General features: G+C 68.8%; 16 protein-coding genes. 8 read left to right on the forward strand and 8 right to left on the reverse strand.

Annotated features, from left to right (window positions below; translation table 11 throughout):
• Positions 1-46: 46 nt before the first annotated feature.
• Positions 47-2,266, reverse strand: coding sequence for a glycosyltransferase (locus LCM15_RS02695; protein ID WP_224852732.1), 2,220 nt, complete (start codon positions 2,264-2,266; stop codon positions 47-49).
• Complete coding sequence (locus LCM15_RS02700; RefSeq protein WP_224852734.1) at positions 2,263-3,309, reverse strand: lysylphosphatidylglycerol synthase transmembrane domain-containing protein; 1,047 nt, start codon at positions 3,307-3,309, stop codon at positions 2,263-2,265. Before LCM15_RS02700 ends, LCM15_RS02695 begins: the two co-directional genes overlap by 4 nt.
• A 357-nt stretch (positions 3,310-3,666) precedes the next feature.
• On the opposite strand from LCM15_RS02700, the gene LCM15_RS02705 reads away from it, so the two are divergent.
• Together LCM15_RS02705 and LCM15_RS02710 are read left to right on the forward strand one after the other, a co-directional pair.
• On the forward strand, positions 3,667-4,287 hold the full coding sequence (locus LCM15_RS02705; RefSeq protein WP_224852736.1) for a MarC family protein: 621 nt from the start codon (positions 3,667-3,669) through the stop codon (positions 4,285-4,287).
• Positions 4,288-4,348: 61 nt separating this feature from the next.
• Positions 4,349-4,930, forward strand: coding sequence for a TIGR02281 family clan AA aspartic protease (locus LCM15_RS02710; protein ID WP_224852738.1), 582 nt, complete (start codon positions 4,349-4,351; stop codon positions 4,928-4,930).
• 9 nt (positions 4,931-4,939) lie between these two features.
• Here the strand turns inward: LCM15_RS02710 and LCM15_RS02715 are convergent, their stop codons facing one another.
• Together LCM15_RS02715 and LCM15_RS02720 are read right to left on the reverse strand one after the other, a co-directional pair.
• Positions 4,940-5,398, reverse strand: a complete 459-nt coding sequence (locus LCM15_RS02715; protein ID WP_224852740.1) for a DNA polymerase III subunit chi — start codon at positions 5,396-5,398, stop codon at positions 4,940-4,942.
• A 59-nt stretch (positions 5,399-5,457) separates the two neighbouring features.
• Positions 5,458-6,930, reverse strand: coding sequence for a leucyl aminopeptidase (locus LCM15_RS02720; protein WP_224852742.1), 1,473 nt, complete (start codon positions 6,928-6,930; stop codon positions 5,458-5,460).
• A gap of 149 nt (positions 6,931-7,079) precedes the next feature.
• On the opposite strand from LCM15_RS02720, the gene lptF reads away from it, so the two are divergent.
• From lptF to rsmA, 6 genes are all read left to right on the forward strand, one after another.
• Positions 7,080-8,195 (forward strand): LPS export ABC transporter permease LptF, encoded by a 1,116-nt coding sequence (lptF, locus tag LCM15_RS02725; RefSeq protein WP_224852744.1) that lies wholly within the window; start codon positions 7,080-7,082, stop codon positions 8,193-8,195.
• Positions 8,192-9,286, forward strand: a complete 1,095-nt coding sequence (lptG, locus tag LCM15_RS02730; RefSeq protein ID WP_224852746.1) for an LPS export ABC transporter permease LptG — start codon at positions 8,192-8,194, stop codon at positions 9,284-9,286. The genes lptF and lptG overlap by 4 nt, the downstream gene beginning before the upstream one ends.
• Entirely contained in the window at positions 9,286-11,469 is a 2,184-nt protein-coding gene (locus LCM15_RS02735) for an LPS-assembly protein LptD (protein WP_224852748.1), read from the forward strand. The genes lptG and LCM15_RS02735 overlap by 1 nt, the downstream gene beginning before the upstream one ends.
• Positions 11,460-12,692 (forward strand): peptidylprolyl isomerase, encoded by a 1,233-nt coding sequence (locus tag LCM15_RS02740; RefSeq protein ID WP_224852750.1) that lies wholly within the window; start codon positions 11,460-11,462, stop codon positions 12,690-12,692. The genes LCM15_RS02735 and LCM15_RS02740 overlap by 10 nt, the downstream gene beginning before the upstream one ends.
• Positions 12,689-13,678, forward strand: coding sequence for a 4-hydroxythreonine-4-phosphate dehydrogenase PdxA (gene pdxA / locus LCM15_RS02745; protein ID WP_224852752.1), 990 nt, complete (start codon positions 12,689-12,691; stop codon positions 13,676-13,678). Before LCM15_RS02740 ends, pdxA begins: the two co-directional genes overlap by 4 nt.
• Before the next feature lie 79 nt (positions 13,679-13,757).
• Complete coding sequence (rsmA, locus tag LCM15_RS02750) at positions 13,758-14,594, forward strand: 16S rRNA (adenine(1518)-N(6)/adenine(1519)-N(6))-dimethyltransferase RsmA (RefSeq protein WP_224852754.1); 837 nt, start codon at positions 13,758-13,760, stop codon at positions 14,592-14,594.
• A gap of 102 nt (positions 14,595-14,696) precedes the next feature.
• Here the strand turns inward: rsmA and LCM15_RS02755 are convergent, their stop codons facing one another.
• The 4 genes from LCM15_RS02755 to LCM15_RS02770 form a co-directional block, all read right to left on the reverse strand.
• Positions 14,697-15,398, reverse strand: coding sequence for a DUF4167 domain-containing protein (locus tag LCM15_RS02755; protein WP_224852755.1), 702 nt, complete (start codon positions 15,396-15,398; stop codon positions 14,697-14,699).
• 221 nt (positions 15,399-15,619) lie between these two features.
• Positions 15,620-16,468: a peptide chain release factor N(5)-glutamine methyltransferase gene (prmC, locus tag LCM15_RS02760; protein ID WP_412103271.1), complete on the reverse strand. Its 849-nt coding sequence runs from the start codon at positions 16,466-16,468 to the stop codon at positions 15,620-15,622.
• 11 nt (positions 16,469-16,479) lie between these two features.
• Positions 16,480-17,529 (reverse strand): peptide chain release factor 1, encoded by a 1,050-nt coding sequence (gene prfA / locus LCM15_RS02765; protein WP_224852759.1) that lies wholly within the window; start codon positions 17,527-17,529, stop codon positions 16,480-16,482.
• A 93-nt stretch (positions 17,530-17,622) separates the two neighbouring features.
• The gene (locus LCM15_RS02770) at positions 17,623-18,033 is read right to left on the reverse strand and encodes a DUF1499 domain-containing protein (RefSeq protein ID WP_224852761.1); all 411 of its coding nucleotides are present in this window, start codon (positions 18,031-18,033) and stop codon (positions 17,623-17,625) included.
• Positions 18,034-18,138 lie beyond the last annotated feature (105 nt).

An 18,138-nucleotide genomic window follows, 5' to 3' on the forward strand; every position in this document is an offset into this window, starting at 1 on the left:
CAGAAGCAGTCCACGCGTGCCCACATCAAGCGCGCCCCCCTCCCGCTCACTTGGCCTTGTCCTCGCTCGCCGCCTTCTTCGATATGGCCGCCTTGTAGATCGACAGCACCGAGGCCGAGAAGGCCTCGACCGAGTGCTTCATCGCGGCCTCTCGTGCAGCGGCGCCCATCCGCTCGCGCTTCCGGCCCGACACCATCAATCCGTGCAGCGTCTCGGTCCAGATCTCGAGCGTCTCCGGGGTGGCGTAGCCGGTCTCGCGGTTCTCGACGAAGGCGTCGATGCCGCTGGAATTCACCGCGACCACCGGCAGGCCCGCAGCCATCGCCTCGAGCACCACCATGCCCTGTGTCTCGGACGCCGAGGCGAAGACGAAGATGTCCGAAATCCTCAGCCAGGACGGCACGTCGTCCGAGGCCACCTCGCCCACGAGCCGCACGCAATCCTGCAGATCCAGCTCGTCGATCATCGCCTCGAGCGTGGCCCGTTCCTCGCCCTCGCCAAGCACCAGCAGCCGGAAGCGCGGGGCGCCACGGTCCCGCAATGCTCCCATTGCCTTAAGGATGAAGGACAGGTTCTTTTCTGGAGACAGGCGCGCGACGGTGATCAGCAGGAGGCGGCTGTCGGGGTTCACCTCCCCACGCAGCTGCGACAGCCGCTCGGCGGGCTGGTTGCAGTAAAGCTCGGTATCGACCCCGGTGGGCTGCACGTCCACCGGCACGTGCACTCCGATCAGGCGGACGTAGTCCCGCGTGACGGGGGTGGGCACGATGACGCTGTCGCAGCGATTGGCAAACCGGTTGATGATCCAGTGCGCCACCACATTGCGGAACAGCGCCCCCGGCAGCGGCACGATATGCGCGAAGTGCTCGAGCCGCGTGTGATAGGTGAAGACCGCCGGCACCCTCAGGCGCCGCGCCAGCCGAAGCCCCAGCGTTCCCAGCCAGAACGGATGATGCAGGTGGACGACATCCGGGGAAAACTCCCGCAGGCGCTTCCAGGTGCGCAGGTGGAACGGGTTCGCGAGGCGGATCATCGAGCCCTCGCGCGCCAGCGCCGGCACCCGCCAGACGCTCGGCTCGGTCTGGGTGGTGCCGTAGGACGGACAGACCACAAGCACCTCGTGCCCCTGTGCCTCGAGACCGCGCTTGAGACGCTCGACCGAGAGCGGCAGCCCGCCGGTGAACGGCAGGTAGGAGTTGGTGAACATCGCGATGCGCAGCGGACGCCCAAGCTCGACCGGATCGGGCATGTCGTAGCTCGGGTAATAGCTGCGGTCGCGGAACAGCCTGCGGTAGAGGTAGACCCCCAGCAGCACCAGCGCCGTGAAGCCCAGAAGGAAGTTCCAGATCCCGACGTAGAACAGCGAGTAGATGTAGAACCAGGCCCCCTCGACCCGCCGGGCCATCAGGCTGGGCGCGGTCTCGACCGGGATCATCTTCACATCGACCCCGGCGGGCCCGACCTTGAGCGTGAGGTAGTGGTAGAAGCTGGTGTCGTCGTTCAGCACCAGCCCGCCTGCCCCGCCGGTCACGATGTGGCGGATCCCGTCCACGGTCTGGTCCGAGTAGGTCGACGCCCCTGCCGAGATCACCACGTCGGCGCCAAGCCGCTGCAGCAGGTCCAGAAGCCGGGTCCGCGCCTCCGGCTCCGACCAAGCTCCGGTGTCGGGCTCGAACAGGGTTTCGGGCACCGGGTCGAGCAGCGGGTGCCCGAGAAAGACGATGATCGGCCGCTCGTCTCGGGCATCGAGAATGTCGCGCAGCCAGCGCTCCTGCCAGTCCGTCGGGGTGCGCCCGGTGGCATCGAGAAAGACCAGCCGGGCCGCATCGAGGCTGACGGAATAGAAATAGGGCCCGAACCGCTGGTAGAAGCGGCCAGCGCCGAAATCCTCGACCTCGTTCTGCCCAAAGGTGAGCAGGTAGGGTTTGCGCAGATGTCCCAGTGTTCCGAGGATGGCGCGGTACTTGTCCTCGCCGCCCGCGCTGACGATGTTGCCCGCGGAGACCATGAAATCGGCCTCCGAGAGGTTGATGCGCGGCAGGATCCTCTCCTCGAACACCCCGATCGAGTTGTTGACCTGCCCCACAACGGCAAAGCTCAGCGTGTCGCGGTCGAGGGCGGTCTCCTCGATCCGTTCGATCTGCGACACCAGAAGCGCGCTCCCGGTCGGGGCGTTGGCGTAGAGGTAGATCTTGTAGCCCAGCACCGCGAGCAGCACGGCCACGTTCACCGCAAGCAGCAGCGACAGGATCTTGCGGCGGGTCATGTCCGCAGCCCCTGCAGCCGCAGGAGGCGGAACGACACCACCCCTCCGATCGCCATGCCGAGATAGATCGTCAGAAGCCGCCACGCGAAGATCACGAGGACCAGCTGGCCCTCACCGATCTGCCCCGCCATCAGCCCCGCGAAGGCCAGTTCCGAGAACCCGGCCCCGCCCGGCGTCGGTGCGAAATACATCAGGAACGTCACCACCGAGAGCGTCCCGATGACGGTCAGCCAGTCCGGCTCCAGCCCCAGCAGCGCCATCAGCAGCGCGGGCATCGCGAAGAGGGTGAGAAGGAAGGCCAGCGTCGCCAGCACCGCGGCGATCGACAGATGCGGCGCGGAGGAGATAAACCGGCGAAAGCCGTCTGAGAAAGACCGGGCTTCACGCTTCAGCGCCGCGGACCATGCGGTGCGGCGCTCCTGTCCCAGCAGATGCAGACGCTCGAGCAGCAACAGCACGCGGTCAATGATGGCCAGCATCCAGGCCGGGCGAAGGAGCAGCACCAGAAAGCCCGCCATGTAGGCCGCGATCACCGCGCCGATGGTGTTCGCCAGCGCGCCGGAGCTCCCCGCGATCTCGACCTCGGGCGCGGCGACGAGAAACAGCGGCGCGGCGATGAAGATGACCAGCATGGCGAGGATGGTCCTGATCGACGTCGCAGCCGCCGAGAGCCCGATGCCCACGCCGCAGCGCTGCAGGTACCAGATCTGGGCAAAGCCTCCCCCCGTCGCCATTGGGGTGATGTTGGAGAAGAACAGGTTCACGAACACCAGCGGCGCGATCTGCCCCACCGTCACCGGCGCATCGAGGGCGCGCAGGACGAAATAGAGCCGCAGCCCGTCGGCCACGAAATAGACCAGCAGGAACAGACCGATCAGCGCCACGGCGCGCGGGGTGACCAGCCGCGGGTCGAAGGGCGGCATCCCGTCCCCCACGAAGGCGGCGATGGCCCAGAATGCGGCCCCGCTGAGAACAAGGAATGCGACCGCGCCAAGCAGGAACCGCACCCTGCCCGGTGCTGCGGTTCGTTCGTCTTTCGTCATGGACTCAGGTTCCGTCATTGCGCGCTGCTCTCGCGGACATATGCCGGTCCGACGCGCGGACGACAATGCCCTAAGGGTCGACAACGCATCCCACTTTTGAGCGAGCTGCCAGTCGCGGACACTCCCCCAGCAGGCGATGAAACGTACCGGATGCACTCAGCGGCAGGCCGGTTTGATCCGATCAGCCGCGCCTTATTTAGGTTTTCACGCATTCGCCCCAAGGACGACACGCACGTGCCAACGCCCCACTCCCGCGAGAGCGGCAAGACGCCGCGCGCGGGCGCAAAGCCACACCCCCGCGCCGATCATCCAAACACTGCGCTGGACAGCCCGCGCGCGCCATCCTACCCCTGAGCCATGGACAGCGCCTTTCTCATCACCGCCTTCGCCACGCTCTTCGTGGTGATCGACCCGGTCGGGCTCGCCCCGATCTACATCGCGCTGACCGCCGGCGCGGACAGCCGCCACCGCCGCATCCTCGCGCTGCGCTCCTGCGGCATCGCCATGGCGATCCTGATGCTGTTCACCTTCTTTGGTGAGCAGGTGCTTGGCTTCATCGGCATCTCGATGCCGGCCTTCCGCATCGCCGGCGGCATCCTGCTGTTCCTGACCGCGCTCGACATGCTGTTCGAGCGCCGCTCCAAGCGGCGCGAGGACAAGGCCGAGGAAGACGACGCCCTGCCCGACCCGTCAGTCTTTCCCATCGCCATCCCGCTGATCGCCGGCCCCGGCGCCATCGCCACGATGATTCTGCTCGTGGGCCAGACCAACTCGGCGCTCGAGATGGCGGCGGTGATCGGGGTGATGATCTCGGTGCTGCTGATCGTGCTGATGATGTTCCTCGCCGCGCCGATCATCGAGCGCCTGCTCGGCCATACCGGCATCGTCGTGGTCACGCGCCTTCTGGGCATGTTGCTCGCCGCGCTGTCGGTGCAGTTCGTGATCGACGGGCTGCGCACGATCTTTGCGGTCGGATAGGCCCTGTCATCCTGCGGCGAAGGGCCTACATTGAGGGCGACACCCCGCCACGGATGACCCCATGACAGGACACGAATACGGACGTCTGGCCTATCTCGGCCTGCTGGCGCTGGCGCTAATCCTGTGGTTCTTCTTCCGCGACCGCACCCGCATGGGCCTCAAGCTGCAATATCTGGGCGTCTGGGCGCTCATCCTGCTCGGCGCCATCGCGGCGGTCGGGCTCTGGGGCGACATCCGGCAGACGGTGATGCCGCAGCAGGCCGTGTTCACCGAGGACGGCCGGGTCGAGCTGCCGCGCGCCCCCGACGGGCACTATTACGTCTCGCTCGACCTCAACGGCGTGCCCACGCGCTTCGTGATCGACACCGGCGCCACCGGCATGGTGCTGTCGCGCGACGATGCCGAGCGCGCCGGGCTGACCCCGGATCAGCTGATGTTTCGCGGACAGGCCAACACCGCCAACGGCATGGTGCGCACCGCGCCGGTGCGACTCGAGCGCGTGGCTCTGGGTCCCTTCATCGACCGCAACGTCCGCGCCTATGTCAACGAGGGCGAGATGCAGACCTCGCTTCTGGGTATGAGCTACCTGCAGCGCTTCGACCGGCTGGAAATCTCGAACGGGCGGCTGATCCTCGAGCGCTGAGGCCGCCGCTCACGCTTCGGCCTTCTTCTCCCAGCGCCCGCTCTCTTCCGACCAATACTGCGCCTTGCACCCGGCGCCGGTCAGCGTCCGCCACTGGCCGCGTGCGGCGTCGAGGGCCATGCCGTCATGGCCATCGAACAGGATGCAGACCCGTTCGAGCCGGTTGACCTCCTCGGGCGCCACCTGCGCGCCGTCCACCGCCATCAGGCAGGCGGGATCGTTGGGCAACCCCTCCTGCACGGTGAGCAGCACGGGCTGGAGGGCATCGTGCTTCCCCCCCGCCTGCCCGTGCGGCAGAAACCCGTCCTCGGGTCCCATCCAGAGCCGCTGGTCGAGCCAGTCGATGCGCCCGGGATCGGTGCCGCGCACCGCCACGCGCCAGCCTGCCGCCAGAGATTTCTCCAGCAGCAGCGGCAGCGTCGCTTCGAGCGGGCGCTGGGTCAGGTGGTAGAAATAGGCCGCCCCCATCTCAGCCTCCCCCGAAGGGAAGGCTCAGGGCGCGGCCCGGCAGAGCGGCGGCCATCGGCTCAGCCCTCCTTGCGCTCGAAGGTCTCGCGCACCAGCCGGTCGAGCGACATCACGCCCCACCCGGTCGCCCCCTTCGGCGCCAGCGTGCTCTCGGACTTGAGCGAGGCGACGCCCGCGATGTCGAGGTGGATCCACGGCATCCCGTCCTTGACGAAGCGCTTGAGGAACTGCGCCGCGGTGATCGAGCCGCCGGGGCGCCCGCCGACATTCTTCATGTCCGCGATGGGCGATTTCAGCTGATCGTCATAGGCCTGACCGAGCGGCATCCGCCACGCGCCTTCCCCCTCGGCACCGGCGGCCTTGAGGAAGCCCGCGGCGAAGCGCTCGTCATTGGAATACACGGCGGCGTTCTCATGCCCCAGCGCCACGATGCAGGCGCCGGTCAGGGTGGCGAGATCGACGATGGCGGCGGGGTTCTCGTGTTCCTGCGCGTACCAGAGCACGTCGCTCAGAACGAGCCGGCCCTCGGCGTCGGTGTTGATGACCTCGATCGTGTCCCCCTTCATCGAGGTGACCACGTCGCCCGGCCGTACGGCATTGCCCGAGGGCATGTTCTCGACCAGACCCACCAGCCCGGTGACGTTGGCCTTGGCCTTGCGCAGAGCCAGCGCCTTCATCACGCCCGAGACCACGCCCGCGCCGCCCATGTCCATGGTCATGTCTTCCATGCCGCCCGCGGGCTTCAGCGAAATGCCCCCGGTGTCGAAGACCACGCCCTTGCCGACCAGCGCCAGCGGGTCGCCCTCGCCGCCCTTCCAGCGCATGATGACCATCTTCGAGGGCGAGACCGAGCCCTGCCCGACGCAGAGCAGCGCGCCCATGCCAAGCTCTGCCATGCGGTCCTCGTCGACCACCTCGACCTCGACGCCAAGCTCGCGCAGCCCCTCGAGACGCGCGGCGAACTCGGTGGTGGTCAGCACGTTGGCGGGCTCGCTGACCAGATCACGGGTGAAGAACACCCCGCCCGCCACCGCAAGCATCGGCGCCACCGCGGCCTCGACCTCATCCGGCTTGGTGCAGAACACGCGTGCCGGGGCCAGCGCCGTGCCCTTGTCGCTCTTGTGGTCGGTGAAGCTGTAGCCGCGCAGCGCGAGGCCGAGCAGCGCCTGCTCGAGGCCGTTCTGGCTCTCGCCCAGAACCGTCACGGCGCGCGATCCCGCCGCCTTGGCGATGGCGGCGCCCGCCTTGCGCGCGTCGGCGACATCCGGCCGGCGCTCGAGCTTCACGATATCGACCGCCTCGGCCTCCATGCCGGACGGATAGGACAGGCTCACCACGCTGCCGGCGGACTTCTTCGCCCAACCCTCGTCGGCGACGGCGCGGGCCACCGCGCCCTTGGTCAGCCGGTTCAGCCGCCTCGCGCCGCGCCCGAGCTTGCCCTCGCTGTCGACGAAGACGGCGACGCGGCCCTCGGCGCCCGCAAGGGCGTCGAGGTCGGTTTCGGCAAAGGTGAACTCGCGCAGATCGGTCATCATGCTCTCCTGTTGTCTGTCCCCGGGAGTCGTAGAGCCGCGTGACGGCATTGACCAGAGGCAGCTTTTCCCGCACATACCGATCCGATAGCTTGGGCCGCAGCACAGGATCTGGAGGGCACATACGCGTGCAGAGATTCGACAGATACATGCTGTCGCAACTCATGGTGGTGTTTGGGTTTTTCGCCCTTGTGCTCGTCATGGTCTATTGGGTCAACGCGTCGGTCATTCTGTTCGACGAGCTGATCACCGATGGCCATTCGGCCCGCATCTTCCTCGAGTTCAGCCTGCTCAGCCTGCCCGGTGTTATCGCGCTGGTCCTGCCGATGGCGGCCTTCGGGGCGGCGGTCTACGTGACCAATCGCATGTCCAACGAATCCGAGATGACGGTGCTTCAGGCCGGCGGGGTGTCACCGTGGCGGCTGGGCCGGCCGGTGCTGGTCTTCGGGCTGCTGATCGCGCTGATGATGTCGGTGCTGACCCACGCGCTGGTGCCCGCCTCGGCCACGCAGCTGCGCGAACGCGAGCGCGAGATTTCCGAGTCGGTGGCGGCGCGGCTGCTGCACGAGGGCACGTTCCTGCACCCGGCCCGCGGCGTGACCTTCTACATCCGCGAAATCACCGACAACGGCGAGCTGCGCGACGTGTATCTCAGCGACCGGCGCAACGACGCGCGCACCGTGACCTACACCGCCGAGACCGCCTATGTCACCCGCGATGACGGCGGGCCGAAGCTGACCATGCGCAGCGGCCTGGCGCAGGAGCTTCGGACCAGCGACCAGACCCTGTCGACGACCAATTTCTCCGATCTCACCTACGATATCAGCGGCTTGGCCACCTCTGGCGACCCCGAGCGGCGCCGGGCGCGGCAGGTGCCGACGCTCGAGCTGCTGACCCAGACCGAAGCGGTCGCCGAGGAGGTCAACGACAGCGTCGGCGAAGTGCTCGAAGAGGCCCACAACCGGTTCCAGATGCCCCTGCTCTGCGTCGTCGCGGCGCTGATCGGCTACGCCGCGCTGATGACCGGCACGTTCTCGCGCTTCGGCGTCACCCGGCAGATCGTCGGCGCGATCTTCCTGCTGGTTCTGGTCAAGCTGGTTGAGAGTGCCATCACCGATCCGGTGCGCTCGAACCCGATGCTGTGGCCCCTGATCTACCTCCCGAGCCTCGTCGGCTTCGCGATGGCCGCGGTGCTGCTCTGGCGCGCCGCGCGCCCGTTCCGCCGCGAGCGCCGGCGCAGCCGGGATGCCGAGGTGGCCGCATGATCCTGCACCGCTATTTCGCCCGCCGCTTCCTCACGGTGTTCCTCTCGATCCTGACGGTCTTCGCGCTGTTTCTCGCGCTGCTCGATCTGGTCGACCAGCTGCGGCGCTTCGGCAGCGACGTGAGCTTCGGTGAGGTGGTCTACCTGACGCTATTGAACCTGCCCTCCGGCCTCTACGAGATCCTGCCGCTGGTGATGATCCTCGCCACCGCGGCGCTGTTCCTGATGATGGCGCGCAGCTCCGAGCTGGTGGTGGTGCGCGCCGCCGGGCGCTCGGGCCTGACGGCGCTGGCCGGTCCGGTGGCGGTGGCGCTGGTGATCAGCGCCGTGTCGGTCGCCATCCTGAACCCGATCGTCGCCGCGACCTCGCGGCAATCCTCGGATCTCAGCGAAAGCTACAAGAGCGACGGCGCCTCGACCATCTCGATCGGGCGCGAGGGGCTGTGGCTGCGCCAGGGCGGCGCCGAGGGCGACACGGTGATCCGTGCCGCGCGCGCCAACCAAGATGCCACCGTCCTCTACGAAGTGAGCTTCGTCGAATACGAGGCCGAGAGCGGCCCGCTGCGCCGCATCGAGGCCGAGGAAGCGGCGCTCGAGGACGGCGCGTGGGTGCTGAGCAATGCCAAGGCCTGGCCACTGCAGAGCGGACGCTCGCCCGAGGGCATGTCGGAGCGGTTCGAGCGGCTCGAGCTGCCCTCGGATCTGACCCGCAACGGCATCCGCGACCGCTTCGGCAAACCGTCCTCGGTGGCGATCTGGGACCTGCCCGAGTTCATCGACGGTCTCGAGATGGCCGGCTTCTCGGCCCGGCGCCACATCGTCTGGCTGCAGATGGAACTGGCGCGCCCGGTCTTCCTCGTGGCGATGGTTCTGGTCGCGGCGGGCTTCACCATGCGCCCCGCCCGTCTTGGCCGCACCGGCCTGCACGTGCTGGCGGCGGTGCTTCTTGGCTTCGGCCTCTATTACGTGCGGAACTTCGCGCAGATCATGGGAGAGAACGGCCAGCTCCCGCCGATCCTCGCCGCGTGGATCCCGCCCATTGCCTCGCTGCTGCTCGCGCTGGGGCTTGTCCTGCAGATGGAGGACGGCTGATGCAGACCGCCCGTGCCGCGTGGCTTGCCGCCATGCTGGCAGTGACCGCCCCCGCGCCGCTTCTGGCGCAGACCATGACCTTGTCCACCGAGACCGCCGACGCCGAATCCGAGCCGGCGCTGCTGGTCGCCGATCAGGTGTTCGTCGAGGATGGCGCGCGGCTTGTTGCCACCGGCAACGTCGAGGCGCTGCACGAGGGTGTCCGCCTCAGTGCGACGCGCATCCTTTATGATCAGGAGGCGGGCCTGCTGACCATCGAAGGCCCCGTCCGAATCACCGATGCGACCGGGAACCTGCTGCTCGCCGACGCCGCCGAGATGGAGGACGGCCTGCGCAACGGCCTGCTCAGCGGCGCGCGCATGGTGATGGACGACCAGCTTCAGCTCGCCGCCGTCGAGGCGCAGCGGGTCGGCGGGCGTTACACCCAGCTCAGCCGTGTCGCGGTGACCTCGTGCCAGGTCTGCGGCCGCAACGAGGTGCCGCTCTGGCAGATCCGCGCCGACCGGGTGATCCACGACCAGGACGCGCGTCAGCTGTATTTCGAGGGCGCCCAGCTTCGGGTGCTCGACGTGCCGATCCTGTGGGTGCCGCAGCTGCGTCTGCCCGACCCCAGCCTCGCCCGCGCCCGTGGTTTCCTGACCCCGACGCTGCGCAGCACCTCGCTGCTCGGCACCGGCGCGCGCATTCCCTATTTCATTCCGCTCGGCGACCATCAGGACATCACCCTGACCCCCTATCTCTCGAGCGAGACGCGCACCCTCGAGGCGCGCTATCGGCGCGCCTTCACCTACGGCACCATCGAGCTCAACGGCGCGGTCACGCGGGACACGCTGCTGCCGGACGATCTCCGGGGCTACCTTTTTGCCGAGGGTGAGTTCGAGCTGCGCAACGGCTTCCGCTTCGATTTCGACATCGAAACGGTCTCGGACGACTCGTATTTCAACCAGTACGACTACGGCGAGAACGAGCGCCTCGACAGCGCCTTCACGCTCAGCCGCGCGCGGCGCAACGACTTTTTCTCGACCGACCTGATCCACTACGAGACGCTGCTCGCCTCCGAAGACGACGAGACCCAGCCCTCGGTGATCGCCAATACCGAGTACGAGCGCCGGTTCTTCCCGGAGCGCCTCGGCGGGGAACTCCGTCTCGGGGCGATGGTGCATGGGCATTACCGGCGCTCGGATCTCGACATCGACAGCGATGACGAGGACAGCGTGGTCGACGGGCGCGACATGGCGCGCCTCAGCGCCGAGGCCAGCTGGCGGCGGCGCTGGACGCTGGCGGGCGGCGTCCGGCTGGGCGTTCTGGGGCAGCTCTGGGCCGACCGCTATGCCGTGTGGGACGATGCCAGCGCCGATGCCGAGGCGTCGCAGCTCGTCCCCGGTGCCTCGGTCGAGTTGCGCTGGCCTCTGGTCAGCCGGCAGGCCTTCGGCGGGCGCTCGCTGCTCGAGCCGGTGGCGCAGTTCGGCTGGATCGGCGGCGACCGCCCCAACATCCCCAACGATGAAAGCACGCGCGTCGAATTCGACGAAGCCAACCTGCTCTCGCTCAGCCGCTTCCCGGCCAGCGACCGCCACGAGCGCGGCCTCGTGGGCGCGGCGGGCGTGCGCTGGCAGCACGAGGCCTCCGCGGGCTGGACCGCGGGTCTCACCGTGGGCCGGGTCTGGCACGACGAGATCGACGACGATTTCAGCCGCTCGTCCGGCCTCGACGGCGAGACCTCGGACTGGCTGATCTCTGGAGGCTTTGCCAACCCGCTGGGTCTGAGCCTGTCGGTGCGCGGCCTGCTCGACCAGCAGGGCGAGTTCAACAAGGGCGAGGCGCGCGCGAGCTGGTTCAACGACCGCACCGCGCTTGATGCGTCGTACCTGCTGCTGCTGGCCGACCCGAAGGAGGACCGCCCCGAGAGCCAGGCGGAGTGGCGCTTCGAGGGCAGCTACCGGATCAGCCGCCACTGGACCGGCACCGGAGAGTGGCGCTACGATCTCGCGGACCGCCGGGTTGACCGCGCCGGTCTGGGACTGCAATACCGCAACGAATGCGTTCAGGTGGGGGCGTCGGTCTTGCGCCGTTTCGCTTCCTCGACCAACCTCGAACCGTCCACGGAGTTCGACCTCACGGTCGCCCTGACAGGCTTCGGCACCGCCGCAAGCGACAAGGAGTATCGACGCACATGCAAATGACCCCTGCCCGCCTTCTTCGCGCCCTCACCCTGACGGCCGGTCTGGCGCTGACCCTGACGCCGGGCACGGCACCGGCGCAGAACCTCTTCGCGCCCGCCATCACCGTGGACGAGATGGTCATCACCAATTACGAGCTCGAGCAGCGCCGCCGCATGATGACGCTGCTGCGCGCGCCGGGCGATGTCACCGAGCTGTCGCGCGAACAGCTGATTGACGACCGCCTGCGCCTCAAGGCGGCACGCGAAGCCGGAATCGAGCCCTCCGAGCAGGACGTGCTCGACGGCATGGAGGAATTCGCCGGCCGTGCGAACCTCAGCCGCGAGCAGTTCGTCGCACAGCTCAATCAGGGCGGCGTCGACGAAGAGACCTTCCGCGATTTCGTCCGCGCCGGCACCGCCTGGCGCGAGCTGGTGCGGGCACGGTTTGCCTCGCGCACCCAGATCACCCCCGAAGAGGTCGACCGGGCGCTCTCGACCGGCGGCGGCGGCTCCGACGTGCGGGTGCTGCTCTCCGAGATCATCATGCCGATCAACGCCCAGAATGCCGCGGCCGTGCAGGCCCGCGCCGAGCGCATTTCGCAGATGACCTCGGCCTCGGAATTCTCGGCGCAGGCGCGGCAGTATTCCGCCACCGCGACCCGCGACAATGGCGGCCGGCTGCCGTGGCGCGACCTGACCGAACTGCCGCCGCAGATCCGCTCGCTGGTGCTGGGCCTCGCGCCCGGCGAGGTCACCGCGCCGCTGCCGATCCAAGGGGCCGTGGCGCTGTTCCAGCTGCGCGACATCGAGGAAAGCGGCTATACCGCCCCGGAATACGCCGCCATCGAATACGCCGCCTACTACATGGCCGGCGGCCGCTCGCCCGAGACGCTCGCCCAGGCGCGGGTGCTGGCCGGGCGGGTCGACCGTTGCGATGATCTCTACGCCACTGCCAAGGGCCAGCCCGAGGAGGTGCTCGACCGCGTCACGCTGCCGCCCGCCGAGATCCCGACCGACATCGCCTACGAGCTGTCGAAGCTCGATCCCGGCGAGGTCTCGACTGCGCTGACGCGGGCCGACGGGCAGACGCTGGTGTTCCTGATGCTCTGCGGTCGCACCGCCGCGGTGGCCGAGGATGCCGACCGCAGCCAGGTCGAGATCGGCCTGCGCAACCGTCGCCTCACCGAGGTCTCCGACAGCTACCTCGCCCAGCTGCGTGCCAACGCGCGCATCGTCGTGAAATGAGCCCCCGGCCCGCCCCCGTGGCGATGAGCTGCGGGGAGCCCTCTGGCATCGGCCCGGAACTCGCGGAAGCCGCGTGGAAGGCGCTCGGCGCGGAGCTGCCCTTCGTCTATCTCGGCGCGCCGGCGCATCTGCCCGGCAGCGTGCCGCACGTTCTGATCGCGCGCCCCGAGGAGGCGGCGCAGGCCGCCGAGACCGGCCTGCCGGTGCTGGCGCTCGACATCCCCGGCCCGCGCGTGCCGGGCACGCCGCAGCCGAACCAGGCCGCCGGCGTCATCGCCTCGATCGCGCGTGGTGTCGGGCTGGTGCAGGACAGGGCGTGCTCGGCGCTCTGCACCCTGCCGATCTCCAAGCAGGCGCTGGCCGAGGGGGCGGGTTTTGCCTATCCCGGCCACACCGAGTATCTCGCCGCCCTCGGCGGCGTCGACGAGGTGGTGATGATGCTGGCCTCGGACGAGCTCCGCGTGGTGCCCGCCACGATCCACATCCCGGTCTCCGAGGTGCCCGCGGCTCTGACGCCCGCGCTGCTCGAGAAGCGCCTGCGCATCACCCACGCCGCGCTCATCGCGCGCTTCGGCATCAGCGCGCCGCGCATCGCCGTGGCCGGTCTCAACCCCCATGCGGGCGAAGGCGGGCGCATGGGCCGCGAGGAGATCGAGCTGATCTCGCCGGTGCTTGAGACGCTGCGCGCCGAGGGCATGGACCTGATCGGCCCGCTGCCCGCGGACACCATGTTCCACGCCGAGGCGCGGGCGGGCTATGACGCGGCGGTGGCGATGTATCACGACCAGGCGCTGATCCCGATCAAGACGCTGGCCTTCGACCGCGGTGTCAACGTCACGCTCGGCCTGCCCTTCATCCGCACCTCGCCCGATCACGGCACCGCCTTCGGCATTGCCGGACAGGGCGTCGCCAACCCGACCTCGACCATCGAGGCGCTGCGCATGGCGTGGCGGATGGCCGGTGGACAATCCGGAAGCGCGGCGTGAGCGTCAGCGCCGCAGCGGGGGCGCTGCCCCCGTCCGCCTGAGGCGGACTCCCCCGAGGTATTTTGGAACCAGAGAAGACATGAGCGCCATCGACGGGCTTCCACCGCTGCGCGAGGTCATCGCCTCGCACGAGCTGTCGGCGAAGAAATCGCTGGGGCAGAACTTTCTGCTCGACCTGAACCTGACCGCCAAGATCGCGCGGCAGGCCGGCGACCTCACGGGCATGGACGTGCTCGAGATCGGGCCGGGCCCGGGCGGGCTGACCCGCGGGCTGCTGGCCGAGGGCGCGCGCAAGGTTCTGGCGATCGAGAAGGACACCCGCTGCCTGCCGGCGCTGTCCGAGATTGCCGCGGCCTATCCGGACCGGCTCGAGGTGATCTCGGGCGACGCGCTGCAGATCGACCCGCTGGCGCATCTGACGCCGCCGATCGCGATCTGCGCCAACCTGCCCTACAATGTCGGCACCGAGCTGCTGGTGCGCTGGCTGACGCCGGAGGACTGGCCGCCGTTCTGGCAGACCCTGACGCTGATGTTCCAGCGCGAGGTGGCCGAGCGCATCGTGGCGCAGCCCGGCTCCAAGGCCTATGGCCGGCTGGCGGTGCTGGCGCAGTGGCGCGCCGAGGCGCGGATCGTGCTGAGCCTGCCGCCCGGCGCCTTCACGCCGCCGCCCAAGGTCTCGTCGGCGGTGGTGCATCTGCGCGCCCTGCCCGAACCGCGCTTCCCCGCCGAGCGCGCGGTGCTCGAGCGCGTGGTGGCGGCGGCCTTCAACCAGCGCCGCAAGATGCTGCGCGCCGCGCTGAAGGGGCTGGCGCCGGATATCGAGGACCGGCTCGAGGCCGCGGGCATCGCCCCCACCGAACGCGCCGAGCAGGTCTCGCTCGAGCAATTCTGCGCCCTCGCCCGCGCCCTGGCCTGACGCACTGGCCCGAGGCCTGAGCGCCGTCACACAGCACACAAAAGAAAGACGCCATCTCCGCGGGGGAGATGGCGTCTTTTTCGTCTCTGGCCTGACGCGGCCTTACTCGGCGGCGTCGGAGGCGGGCGTGTCGTCGCTCGCCGGCTTGCGGCTGCGGGGTTTCCTTGCAGGCTTCTCGGCCGCCTCGCCTTCGCCGGCAGGCTCGGCTTTCTTGCGCGGGCTGCGCCGGGTGCGCCTGGGCTTGTCCTCCGCCGAAGCGGGCGACGCTTCCGAGCGGTTTTCCGGCGTCTCGACCAGACCCGACTCCCCGTCTTCGCCCGCCGGGTCGATCACGTCGTCCTGGGGGACAGGCTTCGGCTCGGAGCGCTGCTCGGCGCGCGGGGCGGATTGGGGCTGGTCGCCATTGCCGCCATTGCCACCGTCGGAGGAGGACTGGCCACCGTCGCGGTCGTCACGGTCAGAACTCTTCTGCGCGTCACGATCGGCGCGCTCCTTGTCGCGCTGCGCCTGACGCTCGCGGTTCTCGCGCTCCTGCTGCTCACGCTTGGCGTCGACCTCGCGCTGCGCTTCGGAGAGCATCCGGAGGTAATGCTCGGCGTGCTGCTGGAAGTTCTCAGCCGCCACCCGGTCATTGCCAAGCGCCGCGTCGCGGGCCAGCTGGTTGTACTTGTCGATGATTTGCTGCGGAGTACCGCGCACCTTGCCCTCGGGGCCGTTGCTGTCGAACACACGGTTGACGACGTTGCCCAGCGAGTTGCGGTTGCGGTTGTTCTTCGACCGCGAACGGGATTTCGAGGATCGCATCTGTTCTGCTATCAGCCTTGTGTCTGACTGTCCCTGTGACCCTGCGGCGCCGCTGGCGCCATCGTGTGCGGGATCACATCAATGTTGGGTTGAAGTCGGGCGGGACCGCCGGAGGCATCCACCGCACCGAACCCCTCCTGCTAACCATGTCGGGGCCACGGAAACAAGGGGAAATCTCGAATAAGCCAAGAAAACCGCCGAAAATTGCAGCGACTTGCCGCTCAGGCCGCGGCGATCCGCCCGACCACGACCCGGTCGCGCCGGTCGAGATCGGCGATCACCGCCACCTCGGCAAGGCCCGCGGCGCGGAACAGATCCGCCACGGCAGCGCCCTGTGTGGGGCCGATCTCGACCATCAGCCGCCCGCCGGGCAGCAGGTGCGAGGGTGCGCCGGCGGCGATCCTGCGATAGGCGGTCAGGCCGTCGCCCTCATCGGTGAGCGCGATGCGCGGCTCGTGGTCGCGCACCTCGGGGGAAAGATCGAGCATCTCGTCGAGCGCGATATAGGGCGGGTTCGAAACGATCAGGTCGAAGCGTTCGCGGTCGTCCTCCCCCAACGCGCCGAACCAGCTGCCCCGGGCCAGCGCCACGCGGGCCTCGAGGCCAAGCGCGTCGCGGTTGCGGAAGGCCACCTCGAGCGCGTCCTGCGACAGGTCCGTGCCGATGCCGGTGGCGCGCTCGCGCTCGCACAGCAGAGTCAGAAGGATGCAGCCCGATCCGGTGCCGAGGTCGAGGATCCGCGTAAACGGTCCCGCCAGCGCCGCCTCGATCAGGATCTCGGTCTCGGGCCGCGGGTCGAGCACCGCCGGGGTGACAAGGAACTCACGGCCGTAGAACAGCCGCCGCCCGGTGATGTGCGACACCGGCACATGCGCGGCGCGGCTGTCGATGACGGTTTGAAACAGCAGCGCGTGCTCGGGTTCGACGGGATCCGGCAGAAACAGCGTCAGCCGCCCCGGCGCCACCTTGAGCACATGCGCCAGCAGGCGCCGCGCGTCGCGGCCGGGATCGGGGATGCCCGCCTCGGCCAGCCGCCGCGTGGCCTGCGCCAGCAGCGCCGAGCCGGTCACGCGGTCTGCGCTCACGCGCCCATCTCCGCAAGCTGCGCCGCCTGCGCGTCGGCTGTGAGCGCGTCGATGATCTCGTCCAGATCGCCCGCGAGGATCTGCTCGAGCCGGTAGAGCGTCAGGCCGATGCGGTGATCGGTTAGGCGGCCCTGCGGGAAGTTGTAGGTGCGGATGCGCTCGGAGCGGTCGCCGGAGCCGACCTGCGCCTTGCGATCCGAGGCGCGGGCATCGGCGGCTTTCTGGCGCTCGAGGTCGAACAGCCGCGTGCGCAGCACGTTCATCGCGATCTCGCGGTTGCGGTGCTGTGACTTCTCGGAACTGGTCACCACGATGCCGGTAGGCACGTGGGTGATGCGCACCGCCGAGTCGGTGGTGTTGACGTGCTGCCCGCCCGCCCCCGAGGCGCGCATGGTGTCGATGCGGATGTCGGCGGCGGCGATGTCGATGTCGACGGCCTCGGCCTCGGGCAGCACCGCCACGGTGGCGGCGGAGGTGTGGATGCGGCCGCCGCTCTCGGTCTCGGGCACGCGCTGGACGCGGTGCACGCCGGATTCGAACTTCAGCCGGGCGAAGACGTTCTCGCCCTCGATGCGCACCACCAGCTCGCGCAGGCCGCCAAGCTCGGTGGGCTGTTCCTCGATCACCTCCCAGCGCCATCCCCGCGCCTCGGCATAGCGCTGGTACATGCGCGCCAGATCGCCGGCGAACAGCGCTGCTTCTTCGCCGCCGGTTCCGGGCCGGATCTCGAGCATGGCGGGCCGCGCATCGGCGGCATCCTTCGGCAGAAGCGCCAGCTGCAGCGCCTTCTCTGCCTCGGGCAGGCGCGCGCGCAGAGCGGGAAGCTCCTCCTCGGCCAGCTCCTTCATCTCGGGATCGTCCAGCATCGCCTCGGCCTCGCCAAGCTCGGCCTGCAGGCTGGTCCAGTCGCGGATCTGTTCGACCACGGGGCGCAGCTCGGCATATTCGCGGCCAAGCGCGGCAATGTCGCCCGATCCCTGGGCCAGGCGGGCCTCGAGATACTCGAAACGTTCACGAATTTGCTGAAGACGGTCAGAGGGGATCATGGCGCAACTGTCTTCCCCGAAACCATCGGCGGGTCAAGGGCGGGCGCTGCGGCGCGGGCGAGATTTCCGCGCCCGCGGGCTGCCGGCACGGGCTCACTCGACGGTGTTGAGCCGCCCCAGCCAGCCGTCGACGCGGGCCTTGTTGGTGCCCATGTCGGACTGCCCGAAACGCTGCCGGGCGTAGATCTCGATGAACCCGTCGTCGAGTTGCACCGTGGTATAGTCGGGGAAGCCCATCCACTGCGAGCGCGTGAGATAGGTCACGCGGCCATCATCGGGGCTGCCGGCAAGGACTTCCGTGCGCGGCGTCTCGAGGATGATCCGGTGCAGCATGGCGATCATCGCATCATCGCCGGGCACCCGGCGGCGCACGCCATGGGCCAGATCCTGATCCGCCGAGACCTTGGGATCGACATGCCACACCCCGGGATCGGACGGGGCGAGCCGGATCCAGGCCAGACCGCCGATGACAACAAGCACGATGAGCCAGAATATCTTACGCACGGAGACCGGTCCTTTCAGGTCTTTCAGTTGGGTCGGAACAGATCCCGGACCGCGCATGGCGACCGGGTCTCTCGGGACGGACCACCCGATAGGCGGGCGTCCCCG

The sequence above is a fragment of the Salipiger bermudensis genome, assembly GCF_020171625.1.
Classification (GTDB): Bacteria; Pseudomonadota; Alphaproteobacteria; order Rhodobacterales; family Rhodobacteraceae; genus Salipiger; species Salipiger bermudensis_B.

Excerpts from the sequence above, each read along its gene's own strand:
- LCM15_RS02695 (WP_224852732.1), bottom strand. The coding sequence starts at position 2,266 with ATGACCCGCCGCAAGATCCTGTCGCTGCTGCTTGCGGTGAACGTGGCC.
- LCM15_RS02700 (WP_224852734.1), bottom strand. The coding sequence starts at position 3,309 with ATGACGAAAGACGAACGAACCGCAGCACCGGGCAGGGTGCGGTTCCTG.
- LCM15_RS02705 (WP_224852736.1), top strand. The coding sequence starts at position 3,667 with ATGGACAGCGCCTTTCTCATCACCGCCTTCGCCACGCTCTTCGTGGTG.
- LCM15_RS02710 (WP_224852738.1), top strand. The coding sequence starts at position 4,349 with ATGACAGGACACGAATACGGACGTCTGGCCTATCTCGGCCTGCTGGCG.
- LCM15_RS02715 (WP_224852740.1), bottom strand. The coding sequence starts at position 5,398 with ATGGGGGCGGCCTATTTCTACCACCTGACCCAGCGCCCGCTCGAAGCG.
- LCM15_RS02720 (WP_224852742.1), bottom strand. The coding sequence starts at position 6,930 with ATGACCGATCTGCGCGAGTTCACCTTTGCCGAAACCGACCTCGACGCC.
- lptF (WP_224852744.1), top strand. The coding sequence starts at position 7,080 with ATGCTGTCGCAACTCATGGTGGTGTTTGGGTTTTTCGCCCTTGTGCTC.
- lptG (WP_224852746.1), top strand. The coding sequence starts at position 8,192 with ATGATCCTGCACCGCTATTTCGCCCGCCGCTTCCTCACGGTGTTCCTC.
- LCM15_RS02735 (WP_224852748.1), top strand. The coding sequence starts at position 9,286 with ATGCAGACCGCCCGTGCCGCGTGGCTTGCCGCCATGCTGGCAGTGACC.
- LCM15_RS02740 (WP_224852750.1), top strand. The coding sequence starts at position 11,460 with ATGCAAATGACCCCTGCCCGCCTTCTTCGCGCCCTCACCCTGACGGCC.
- pdxA (WP_224852752.1), top strand. The coding sequence starts at position 12,689 with ATGAGCCCCCGGCCCGCCCCCGTGGCGATGAGCTGCGGGGAGCCCTCT.
- rsmA (WP_224852754.1), top strand. The coding sequence starts at position 13,758 with ATGAGCGCCATCGACGGGCTTCCACCGCTGCGCGAGGTCATCGCCTCG.
- LCM15_RS02755 (WP_224852755.1), bottom strand. The coding sequence starts at position 15,398 with ATGCGATCCTCGAAATCCCGTTCGCGGTCGAAGAACAACCGCAACCGC.
- prfA (WP_224852759.1), bottom strand. The coding sequence starts at position 17,529 with ATGATCCCCTCTGACCGTCTTCAGCAAATTCGTGAACGTTTCGAGTAT.